The 11410-nt window shown below is 38.0% G+C and carries 8 protein-coding genes, 1 tRNA gene and 1 pseudogene; 6 read left to right on the plus strand and 4 right to left on the minus strand.

The annotated features are described in order from the left end of the window. The first annotated feature begins 132 nt into the window (after positions 1 to 132). The 3 genes from CK510_RS18110 to CK510_RS31085 all read left to right on the plus strand — a co-directional run bounded on the left by CK510_RS18110 (position 133) and on the right by CK510_RS31085 (position 3315). Positions 133 to 627, plus strand: coding sequence for a hypothetical protein (locus CK510_RS18110; protein WP_095723036.1), 495 nt, complete (start codon positions 133 to 135; stop codon positions 625 to 627). A gap of 484 nt (positions 628 to 1111) precedes the next feature. Beyond that, positions 1112 to 2998 (plus strand): ATP-dependent zinc metalloprotease FtsH2, encoded by a 1887-nt coding sequence (gene ftsH2, locus CK510_RS18115; protein WP_095723037.1) that lies wholly within the window; start codon positions 1112 to 1114, stop codon positions 2996 to 2998. A 134-nt stretch (positions 2999 to 3132) separates the two neighbouring features. After that, a complete protein-coding gene (locus CK510_RS31085; RefSeq protein ID WP_143289343.1) occupies positions 3133 to 3315 on the plus strand; it encodes a hypothetical protein in 183 nt (60 codons plus the stop codon). Between the two features lie 82 nt (positions 3316 to 3397). Here the strand turns inward: CK510_RS31085 and CK510_RS18120 are convergent, their stop codons facing one another. Together CK510_RS18120 and CK510_RS18125 are read right to left on the minus strand one after the other, a co-directional pair. Further along, positions 3398 to 3973: a phosphatase PAP2 family protein gene (locus tag CK510_RS18120; RefSeq protein WP_095723038.1), complete on the minus strand. Its 576-nt coding sequence runs from the start codon at positions 3971 to 3973 to the stop codon at positions 3398 to 3400. Between the two features lie 32 nt (positions 3974 to 4005). Further along, the gene (locus CK510_RS18125) at positions 4006 to 4689 is read right to left on the minus strand and encodes a hypothetical protein (RefSeq protein WP_095723039.1); all 684 of its coding nucleotides are present in this window, start codon (positions 4687 to 4689) and stop codon (positions 4006 to 4008) included. Between the two features lie 124 nt (positions 4690 to 4813). Between CK510_RS18125 and CK510_RS18130 the strand changes: the two genes are divergently transcribed. Beyond that, positions 4814 to 6541 carry a pentapeptide repeat-containing protein gene (locus tag CK510_RS18130; RefSeq protein ID WP_095723040.1) on the plus strand — a complete coding sequence of 576 codons (1728 nt, stop codon included), beginning with the start codon at positions 4814 to 4816 and terminating at the stop codon, positions 6539 to 6541. Positions 6542 to 6776: 235 nt separating this feature from the next. Here CK510_RS18130 and CK510_RS18135 read toward each other — a convergent pair whose 3' ends face one another. Continuing rightward, entirely contained in the window at positions 6777 to 7157 is a 381-nt protein-coding gene (locus tag CK510_RS18135; RefSeq protein ID WP_095723041.1) for a DUF4359 domain-containing protein, read from the minus strand. A 134-nt stretch (positions 7158 to 7291) separates the two neighbouring features. On the opposite strand from CK510_RS18135, the gene CK510_RS18140 reads away from it, so the two are divergent. Both CK510_RS18140 and CK510_RS18145 read left to right on the plus strand, forming a co-directional pair. Next, positions 7292 to 7364, plus strand: a tRNA-His gene (locus CK510_RS18140). Positions 7365 to 8618: 1254 nt separating this feature from the next. Beyond that, positions 8619 to 11051 carry a sucrose synthase gene (locus CK510_RS18145; RefSeq protein WP_095723042.1) on the plus strand — a complete coding sequence of 811 codons (2433 nt, stop codon included), beginning with the start codon at positions 8619 to 8621 and terminating at the stop codon, positions 11049 to 11051. Positions 11052 to 11142: 91 nt separating this feature from the next. Here CK510_RS18145 and CK510_RS18150 read toward each other — a convergent pair. Next, positions 11143 to 11410: pseudogene (locus CK510_RS18150) on the minus strand (GH3 auxin-responsive promoter family protein); the annotation flags it as partial.

Consider the following 11410-nt stretch of genomic DNA (forward strand, 5'->3'; position numbering starts at 1 on the left):
CTAAAGAATGCTTGCTAATTATCTCAATTATTAAGCATAAATAAACACCAGCAATTTCCCCCAGTGAGGGAACTGAATCTGTAAAAATAGTGTCATTTAAATCACTTAGAAAATGATGCGATCGCAAAGCAAATGTTAAACAATTTATTAAATCAAAAAGTAAAGTTATCTTTAGTCCTAGCTTCAGTTTTGGCAACCTCCACGATTAGCACTACTGTACAAGCTCAAGAAGTACCAACAATCTTCGGTGATGCTAAAATTGGTAGCAAATTTGCTCCAGACCCTTACCCACTCAGGGGGATGAGTGGTGGTTCGATATCGGGAAGGCAAATCGCAGGTAGAACGGAAACCCCAACTGGACCTTGTACGGGATTTTTTGATGAAAAACCTGACCACACCATCGAACTAAAAACTCGTTTTGAATATCTGAAACTACAAGTCCAAAGTCCAGCAGACACAACCATAGTAATTAGTGGTCCTGGTGGAAGTTGGTGTAATGACGATTTTACGGGTAAAAACCCCGGTATTATTGGGGAATGGCTCCCAGGAACATATAATGTCTGGATTGGTTCCTACGAAAAAAATAAATATCTTCCCTATACATTGCAAATTACTGAGTCAAAGTAGTTAAAATCGCCCGTGTCGCTTATATCTCAGTCCCTTTAGGGCTGAGTATAAGCATACCGAATAATACTGTAAAGAGGCAAAAGAAAGGAAGAGCCTTTCATAGGCTTTTCAGCCACTTTGTAGACGCGGAGCGGCTTCCCGTAGGGTATGGTAGCTGTATTTCCGCAGACCTGTACTAGTTATCTGTATCCTGGCTGGGTATGTCTTAACAAGTGTGTCATTCGGGTACAAGGCATTGATTATTTACACTGCCAATGCCTTTTTTCACAGCTTTTGGTATAAATGATGAGAATTAAGTTAAATTTAATTAAGATTATTGTATCTGTCATGGTTATGTCGTAGGGCTATTTTGACCTAAAGCAGGCTGTGCAGGACATCAAAATTAAACAAAATGGATTTATAAATATCCGTTTAGGGCATACGGTAGATATAAAATCTCCTGCCGTCAAAGCCAAAAAGTTGTATTTGCAGAGGCAAAATTAAGATGAAATTCTCCTGGAGAGTCGCACTACTCTGGACATTACCTGCTTTAGTTATTGGCTTTTTCTTTTGGCAAGGGGCTTTTGCAAGCGCTCCTGCTGACATGAGCAAGAATACAGCCAGTACGCGCATGACTTACGGTCGCTTCCTGGAATATCTAGATGCCAACCGAGTCACGAGTGTTGACTTTTATGAAGGTGGTAGAACGGCGATTGTTGAAGCTTTTGACCCTGGACTCGATAATCGTGTTCAGCGTGTGCGTGTGGACTTACCTGCTAGCGCTCCTGAACTAATCATCAAGCTCAAGCAAAAGAATGTAAACTTTGACGCGCATCCAATGCGGAATGATGGAGCAATTTGGGGATTATTGGGTAATTTGATTTTCCCTGTTCTATTGATTACCGGATTGTTCTTTTTGTTCCGTCGTTCAAGTAATCTTCCTGGTGGTCCTGGACAAGCGATGAATTTCGGGAAATCGAAAGCGCGTTTTGCGATGGAAGCGAAAACCGGAGTTAAGTTTGATGATGTAGCTGGAATCGAAGAAGCGAAGGAAGAACTCCAAGAGGTTGTCACCTTCTTAAAGCTACCTGAAAAGTTTACTGCGGTAGGGGCACGTATTCCTAAGGGTGTACTGTTAGTGGGACCTCCGGGAACTGGTAAAACTTTACTTGCTAAAGCGATCGCAGGTGAGGCTGGTGTGCCTTTCTTCAGTATTTCCGGTTCGGAATTTGTGGAAATGTTTGTTGGTGTGGGTGCTTCCCGCGTCCGCGATTTGTTTAAGAAAGCCAAAGAGAATGCTCCCTGTATTATCTTCATCGATGAAATTGACGCAGTGGGTAGACAGCGTGGTGCTGGTATTGGTGGGGGTAATGATGAACGTGAACAAACCCTGAACCAACTGCTGACGGAGATGGATGGTTTTGAAGGTAACACTGGCATCATTATTATTGCGGCTACCAACCGTCCCGATGTCCTTGATGCGGCGTTGTTACGTCCAGGACGTTTTGACCGCCAAGTAACAGTTGATGCACCGGATATCAAAGGTCGTTTGGAAGTATTACAGGTTCATGCTCGGAATAAGAAGCTTGACCCTAGTGTTTCTTTAGAAACCATCGCCCGTAGAACTCCTGGTTTCACTGGTGCTGATTTGGCTAACTTGCTGAATGAAGCTGCTATTCTCACCGCACGTCGTCGCAAAGAAGCAATTACCCTCCTAGAAATTGATGATGCGGTGGACCGTGTTGTGGCGGGGATGGAAGGTACACCGTTGGTGGATGGTAAGAGCAAACGCTTAATTGGTTATCACGAAATTGGACATGCAGTTGTGGGTACTTTATTGAAAGACCACGACCCAGTACAAAAAGTTACTTTAATTCCTCGCGGACAAGCCCAGGGTTTGACCTGGTTTACCCCGAATGAAGAAATGGGCTTGGTGACTCGTTCCCAGCTACGGGCAAGAATTACGGGTGCTTTGGGTGGTCGTGCCGCAGAGGAAGTAATTTTCGGAAAAGCGGAAGTCACTACTGGTGCTGGAAATGACTTGCAGCAAGTTACGGGGATGGCGCGTCAGATGGTGACTCGTTTTGGGATGTCAGATTTGGGTCCTTTGTCGTTGGAAAGTCAGCAAGGCGAGGTTTTCTTGGGACGGGATTGGACGACACGTTCTGAATATTCTGATTCGATTGCTACCCGAATCGATTCGCAAATTCATGACATTGTTGACGAGTGTTACGAAAACGCCAAGAAGATTATGCGGGAACAGAGGGAAGTGTGCGATCGCTTGGTTGATTTGCTCATTGAGAAGGAAACTATCGATGGTGAGGAATTACGTCAAATCGTTGCTGAGTATGCGGAAGTTCCTGATAAGTCGCAGTTTGTCCCAATGTTGTAAGTTTGTTTAATTAATTTAGATAAATCTAGAATTTAGTCAATGAATGGGGATGATTTATATCACCCCCATTTTTTTTATACTCAAAATGCCTTGAATTTTGATTTTTAAACCTCTACAAAGGATATAAAATCCACTTGCACAAAAATCAAAACAATCGCTGGTATTATCGCATCCAAAACAGAGACTTATCATTTTTAGAATTAAAAATAAAATGGCGACGTTATGTCAAAAAAGAGAATGCGATCGCACGAGCGAAAAAAGAGATTCAAGAAGACATATTTAAACATTGGAAAAATCGCATAGATGTTCCTAAATAAATCTAATATTCTCCATATTCCTTTGCGTACCTCCGCGCTTACCTCCGCGTTACTTTGCGTTTAAGAAAATTAATTTTTAAAATTAAAAAGAACCAACAACCTGGAATCCCACAATAGAATCTCCATTCTCATCACTACTAATCAAAGGAAATAAAATCAAACCACGTTTTTGACTCAATTCCAACTTTGCAGTTAGGTATCCCAACGCAGCACCAACAAGCACTTCCGAGATACGATGACGATTTAGATTTAACCGGGAAGAGGCAATCAAAGATGCACCAGAGTACCAAAAAATAGCCGATTTAGGATGATAATGACTCTGCATCGCAGCGACAGCAAAAACCGCGCTCGCATGACAACTGGGGAAACTATCACGGGAGTCAGAATCAGGTCGTTTTACCTGGGTTATCTCCTTTAAACTAATACAAAGCAATGTACTCGTACTGAGAGAGTCAAAAGTTCGTAAAGACCTTTGTCCACCTTCATTCCCATCCTGTAACAAAGGAAGAACTACACCAGTACCTAAGTATATTGCCGTACCTGGTCCCGATAGAAAACGCGATACTTCTCGATCGAATGTTTCCGCAAAAGCTTTCTGAGCAAATCCAGTCAAACAAAGTGCGATCGCAGTTGGATAGAGTATTTTTAACCAAGACATAAAAAGAAAAAATAGAGGACAGTAAATCTTACTCAATACTTCAATAATTGGAGTTGTTTTCCGCTTTCAGTCACCACAGTTAGCGGTAGTTTCTCCTGATTTTCTTGTCTGGAGAAATGAACACTTTTCCAACCTTTGTCTACAGGCTTAACTACCATTACATAACTTTTATTCACCCATTTCAGGTTAATTGGTTGATAGCGAAATAACCAAATATCAGCTTCCTGTTTACCTTCAATAGAACTAATCGGATTGCATTTTTTATTTTCCCTAGCATCACCTTTTTTCAAATTCCACAAACCAGACAAATTATTAATATCAAATATTCCACTACCACCAGGATAATTAACAAATGCAAAAATATTATATGTCCAATATTTTCCACCCAAAGTATTCACTTGTTCATTCGAGTATCTACTTTTTAAACCCGTCAGATATTCCTTTTGTTTTGTAGCACTTGGACGTACCCAATTTTTCGCTTCTGAACAAATTTGAAATGGGATATTTTTCTCTGTTGTTCGATTAACTTGAGCAAATACCTGAGAATAACTAAAATTTAATCCAAACCCCAATAAAAGTATTAAGTATCTTTGTCGTAACATCTCTTTAACGCAAAAGTTCACACTTAAGTAGGAAACCATAGTTGCTAGTAAAATCAAACACATCTTAATAAAAATTAATGCCACGGATTTGCGCTTTAAAAATATGTCAACCATAACACCAATTCTCCGCGAATATGCGCCTCCGCGTGAGCTAATTCATCTCTTGCAAAGACATGGAACAAAAACTACTATACTTACATCATTTACAGTAGATGTAATATTTTTATATTTTGTAAAGATGAAATTTATAAATTTATCAAGCAAAACTTCGACTTCCCAAAAAACTATATTTAAATCACTTTTAATCGTATTAAGTTTTTTGACTCCCATACTATTTACCATCTCAATTCGTGCAGAAAAACCCGAACATGTCAAGCAACTTATCGACACAAAAAAATGCCGTAGATGCGACTTACAAGGAGCTAATTTAAGTCGGCAAAATCTCCAAGGTGCGGACTTAAGTAACGCTGAATTGCAACGTTCTAATTTGAGTCGTGTCAACCTCAAAAATGCGAACTTAAGTAGCGCTAATTTGAGTCGGGCAGATTTAGATAACTCAGAATTAAACTCAGCAAATTTTAGCTATGCTGATTTAAGCGGAGTCGATTTAAATAGTGCAGACTTAAGTAATGCAAATTTGAGCAATGCTAATTTAACTAACGCTAACATGACTGGTGTAAATCTTTCAGGTGCATCTCTTAGTAATGTTAGACTTTCAGGAGCGCGTTTAGAACATGTAAATTTGCGAGGGGTAAATTTAAGCGGGGTTGATTTAAGCAGTGTCGATTTGCGGAATATCAATTTGAATGGGGTAAACCTCAGCAACGTAAATTTGAGTAATGCGAACTTGAATGGATTTGATTTACGCAATGCCGAATTACGGAATGCAAACCTGAGTTTTGCCAGTTTACGGAATACTGATTTGAGTAACGGGAAATTACGAGGGGCAAATTTAACAAATGCAAACTTGAGTAATGCCAATCTACGAGGTACAGAGCTTTTGGGAGTAAATCTCAGTGGTGTAAGTTTTCAAGGTGCCGATTTGCGAGGTGCAAACTTAGATGCGGAGAGACTTCCCAATGATACCTTCCAAGCAGATGCATCTGATTTTAGTCGCTGGGGTAATAATCGTTTCCAAAAACGGGATTTTCGGAATGCGATCGCATATTACGATCGCGCTATAACTATAGACTCTCGCAATACTGATGCATATACAAATCGTGGACTAGCAAAAAGTCAATTACAGGATTATTCAGGTGCTTTAGCAGATTACAATAAAGCCCTGGAAATTGACTCAAACTTTGCTAAAGCATACAATAACCGTGGTATAACCCGTACCGCACAACAAGACTATTCCAATGCACTAGCAGACTTTAATAAAGCCATCAGCATTAACTCCAGTTACCCAGAAGCATATGCAGGGAAAGCCAATATCCATCGTTTGCAAAAAGACTACGCAGCAGCAATTACCCAAGCATCAGAAGCATTACGTCTCAACCCCAAATTAGCGCTAGCTTACTATACAAGAGGATTTGCCCAATTTTCTTTAAAGAACTATCAAGCAGCAATTAAAGACTACGACAAAGCAATCGATAATTCAGAAGCTTGGGCAGAAGCATTTTTAAACAGAGGAATGGCACGTTATGCTATTGGTGAATTTAAAGATGCCACAAAAGACTTCGATCGTGCAATTGATATCGATAATAACTACATAGATGCCTACTACCAACGCAGTATTACCAGGTTTGCTAGGAAAAAATTTGAAGATGCAGTCAAAGATTGCGATCGCATTATCGCACGCAACCCCAACCACGCCGAAGCTTACGAAAACAAAGGCAATTCCCTCCTAAACCTCAAGAAGAAAGTCGAAGCAAAGCAAGCTCTAGAACAAGCACTGAAAATCTACTCCCAGCGCAACGACAACGACAGCAGCAAACGAATACAACAAACCCTGACAAAACTTTAGTATTCATCCTTACATTCTTCTTCGCGCTTTTGCGTCTCTGCCCGACACCTAAAAATTGCCCAAATAGAATACGGGGTCAAACCCTGTAATGGTCAGACCCCGTGGAGCATACAGAGTATATTGAATACAATGATGCTTGCTTATAACCTGATAACACTAGCGCCAGTTTTGCACCGTATTTACTGGCGTTTTTATTATAACCGGAAATTTTTCAAATGTCCGGTATATTGTTGTATCATTTTTCCTCAGCATTGTAAGTGTAAAAATTATTGAATGCCCCTACAGTTTCAAACTTATAGGAAGGAATCCATTCATTGAGCTTTAATTCGGTTCGGTAGATACTAAAAACTATAAAATCTTGTCGTTCGGTAGTCGCAGCAATAATATCGCGAATTTGCGGGTTAGCCGTATCAACCAACTTATCGCACTTGAGATTAACAATCTTCTCTAAAATATCAGGAGTTTTCTTACAGACGCTGCCTTTTATATAGTTAGTCAGTTCGTCTACAGCATACTGCTCGTATGCAGGTTGAATGGGATTAGTTTTAGTCATTACCACTCCCAGCAGAAATAGTCCCAAAACCCCCACAGACGTAATAATCGTTGAGACTTTCATGCGTTTAAACGTAAATTCGCTGTAATTTCCTGACTCTTGACTCACTCAATCCGTTCCTTTTTTGACTTTTTTGATTTTTTTTTGCAACTTTTGGATCAATTTCTCTTAAGACATGATATTATAGGTAAGGCATGGCGGGTGTAGCCAAGGGGTTAAGGCAGAGGTTTGTGGTACCTCCATTCGTGGGTTCAAGTCCCATCATCCGCCCTTCACATAGTAGGTTTATATAATAGAATTACATTATTGCTCAGGTATTTTCCGTATCCTAGGTCAACATTATGCTGAAGACTTTTTTAGTCACGGCATTGTAACAAAATTTAATAGTATATTAATTATTCTCTAAAAAATATCTGTCCCCAGTTCGATGAAACAGCGTAGAGGCAAACGGTTGTTTGCCCTAATTTTATTCGTCATGACTTTAGGGACTTCCAGAAAATAAAATCTTCAAATGATATACTTACCAACACTATCATACGAAGGGTGGGGAGACCCCACCCCTACAATTATGGAGGATTTATTTCTTGGTGTTCCCTTATTTGTCCTGACTTGTATTAAGCATCTGGTAAAAGTTAATCATAATGTTACCCAGAATACTTGTAGAGACGTAGCAATGCTACGTCTCTACGTCTTTTCCACTCCTATGTCTATTGTCAGTAAACCAAAAACACGCTCTTAGAAATTAAAAAATACCGAGAAGAAAGATAACCGTTACTCCGCAGAGAATTAAAAGCGAAGTAATAAGGATATTTGCCACACTGCGATCGTGAATTTCGACTTTATGTATACTGTCAGCCATATGAATCTCCCAAAGGATTCAAGATGATGCTGTTATTATAGACACATGCACAAATTGAGAACTTATTTCAATTAAAAACTTGACTTTAATTTACTAAAATTAAATATTATCGAAGTCATCAACCTTATTAAAGTTAAATTTCGTTTCCACAGGGTATTGTGAATTGTTTTAATATCTTACCTTAACATCATTCTAGTATCTGACTATACTCGATTCACATCAAAGCTTCTGTGCAAAACTGTAATAATTAGAAATTGTACCTCTTTAGTTAGAGTGCAAAATGCACATAAATAAGATATTTCTTAGATAATACCAAAAAAATTATCCCAAATTGTAGGAGTTACCCCACACTTACCCCGGATTTCTCACAAAGATTTAAACGCTAGCCCAAAACCCTTATATCACCTAGACTTGAGATAAAATACCCCGTTAACATGCTGTTATGATTCGCGCAGTGTCTAAAACGCTCGAAATCTAAGCTAGATAAAGGTTTGGCAATAATGAACTCACTGCTTGTGAGAAATGCGGGTTACGATTAATAAAATTAATAAATTCATGATTGGGATATTTTTTATTTGGATATCTCAGAAAACTATTTTTACATTAAGATAACAAATCCATAACCGAATAGAAAATCTACTGATTGTATTATTGGTTTTATAACTATGTCAGAATTACTACAATCTATTATCAACAGTGAAGATAAAAACGATTTACGCTCTTTGATGAGTGAAATTAGAGCTAACGAAAAACAATATTTACTGCGTAACGACATCTTAAATTTATACAACGAATTTTGTCATAAATACCAAAAAAAATCCGAACTTAGTCAGAATTCAAACTTAAGTAAGTTAATTTATTATACTCAAGAAATAATTCAAGAAGATTCAAATCTTTGTTTTATTATTCGTTCCAAAATAGCATCTCAGGAAGTTTATCGATTAACACCAGATTTGAGTATTGAATCAATGTCAGTACAGGAATTATTAGATACACGAGACAGATTAGTTAATTGCTACCATCCCAACGAAGGGAACTTATTAGAAATTGATTTTGCACCCTTCTACGACTATTCACCAGTTATTCGCGACCCTAAAAATATTGGTAAAGGTGTAGAATTTTTGAATCGTTACCTCTCCAGTAAACTTTTTGCCGAACCCAAACAATGGTTAGAAAGTTTGTTAAACTTTTTGCAATTACATCAATATAATGGCATTCAACTGCTGATTAACGATCGCATTCAGACACAGCAGCAACTTTCAGAACAAGTTAAAAGTGCGATCGCATTCATAAATAATCTCATAAATACACGAGCAGGAGAGGAACCGTACGAACAATTTCGCTTTCAGTTGCAAATGATCGGGTTTGAACCAGGTTGGGGAAACACAGCAGCGAGAGTTTTAGAAACACTAAATATATTAGATGAGTTAATTGATTCACCAGCACCACAAAACCTGGAAGAATTTATTTCCCGCATCCCCATGATTTTCAGAATCGTTTTGGTATCTCCCCACGGATGGTTTGGGCAAGAAGGGGTGTTGGGAAGACCAGATACGGGTGGTCAAGTCGTTTATGTCCTCGATCAAGCCAAAAATCTGGAAGCGCAGCTTAAGGAAGATGTAGAGTTAGCAGGTTTATCTGGACTCAATGTCATACCTAAAGTAATAATTTTATCCAGGTTAATTCCTAACAGCGAAGGAACACTTTGCAACCAGCGACTCGAAAAAATTTATGGTACTGAAAATGCTTGGATTTTGCGGGTTCCCTTCCGCGAATTCAACCCGAATATGACTCAGAATTGGATTTCTCGATTTGAAATTTGGTCGTATTTGGAGACATATGCAATTGATGCGGAGCGGCAATTATTAGCTGAATTTCAAGGTAGACCAGATTTAATAGTCGGGAATTACTCTGATGGTAATTTGGTCGCTTTTTTATTGTCACGAAAAATGAAAGTTACTCAGTGTAATATCGCTCACGCTTTGGAAAAGTCAAAATATTTATTTAGTAATTTATATTGGCAAGATTTGGAGGATAAGTATCATTTTTCGATGCAATTTACTGCTGATTTATTAGCAATGAATGCAGCAAACTTTATTATTAGCAGTACCTATCAAGAAATTGTAGGCACTCCCGATAGTATTGGACAGTATGAGTCATATAAGTGCTTCACCATGCCAGATTTGTATCATGTGGTGAATGGCATTGAATTATTTAGTCCTAAATTTAATGTTGTTCCTCCAGGGGTTAGCGAGAGTTATTACTTTCCCTATTCTAGAAATCAAGAGAGAGTGGAAAGCGATAGAAGACGATTAGAGGAAATATTATTTACCCTCGAAGATTCCACGCAAATATATGGCAAATTAGATGACTCCAGTAAATATCCTATTTTTTCAATGGCACGTCTTGATAGAATCAAAAATATCACTGGATTGGCAGAATGTTTTGGTCAAAGTCAAGAATTACAAAAATGTTGTAATTTGATTTTAGTCGCTGGTAAATTACGTGTTGAAGAATCAGATGATAGTGAGGAACGTGACGAAATTATCAAGCTTTATCACATTATTGATAAATATGATCTTCACGGTAAAATTCGCTGGTTAGGAGTACGTTTATCAAAGACAGATTCCGGTGAAATTTATCGTGTAATTGCCGATCACCAAGGTATTTTTGTACAACCAGCATTATTTGAAGCTTTTGGTTTGACAATTTTAGAAGCAATGATTTCTGGATTACCGACATTTGCAACTCAATTTGGTGGACCATTGGAAATCATTCAAAATGGAGTCAATGGTTTTCTGATTAACCCGACAAACTTGGAGGAGATAGCTAATAAAATTTTGGAATTCATAAATAAATGTCAGCAAAATTCTAATTATTGGCAGGAAATTTCTAGAAGTGGTATTCAGCGAGTTTATAGTAGTTACACTTGGAAAATTCATACAAATAAGTTACTTTCACTAGCACGAATCTATGGTTTTTGGAATTTTACATCTAAGCAAAACCGCGAAGATTTGTTACGTTATATTGAGGCTTTATTTTATTTAATTTATAAGCCGAGAGCGCAGGCATTATTGCAACAGCATAACAGTAGATAGAGACATTCCTGTGAAACGTCTTATTAATGGTGATTTATATTTTCTACTCAAATGACTAGAAAGCTAATAATATAATCTTTCTTTTACCTTCTTAATTTTTACTTTTCCCTTGTTGTAATAGTAGCTTTAATAACTCACTATCAATTGGTTGATTAACTAAAACATCATGTTTAATATCACCCCATTTTTTACCAGAGCTAATTTTGTAATGGGAAATTATTTCGGGAATATTGGGAGAAGCTAATACTTTTGGTACTTGTAGTTGACCAAGAAGACGAGCATATTCATAATGTCGCGATCGCAGTAATTCTCGATCGAGTTTTTCAGCGATATTTTGTATATCTATATCTGTATTATTT

This window comes from Brunnivagina elsteri CCALA 953, from assembly GCF_002289455.1.
GTDB lineage: Bacteria > Cyanobacteriota > Cyanobacteriia > Cyanobacteriales > Nostocaceae > Brunnivagina > Brunnivagina elsteri.

Excerpts from the sequence above, each read along its gene's own strand:
- CK510_RS18145 (WP_095723042.1), top strand. The coding sequence starts at position 8,619 with ATGTCAGAATTACTACAATCTATTATCAACAGTGAAGATAAAAACGAT.
- ftsH2 (WP_095723037.1), top strand. The coding sequence starts at position 1,112 with ATGAAATTCTCCTGGAGAGTCGCACTACTCTGGACATTACCTGCTTTA.
- CK510_RS18125 (WP_095723039.1), bottom strand. The coding sequence starts at position 4,689 with ATGGTTGACATATTTTTAAAGCGCAAATCCGTGGCATTAATTTTTATT.
- CK510_RS18135 (WP_095723041.1), bottom strand. The coding sequence starts at position 7,157 with ATGAAAGTCTCAACGATTATTACGTCTGTGGGGGTTTTGGGACTATTT.
- CK510_RS18120 (WP_095723038.1), bottom strand. The coding sequence starts at position 3,973 with ATGTCTTGGTTAAAAATACTCTATCCAACTGCGATCGCACTTTGTTTG.
- CK510_RS18110 (WP_095723036.1), top strand. The coding sequence starts at position 133 with ATGTTAAACAATTTATTAAATCAAAAAGTAAAGTTATCTTTAGTCCTA.
- CK510_RS18130 (WP_095723040.1), top strand. The coding sequence starts at position 4,814 with ATGAAATTTATAAATTTATCAAGCAAAACTTCGACTTCCCAAAAAACT.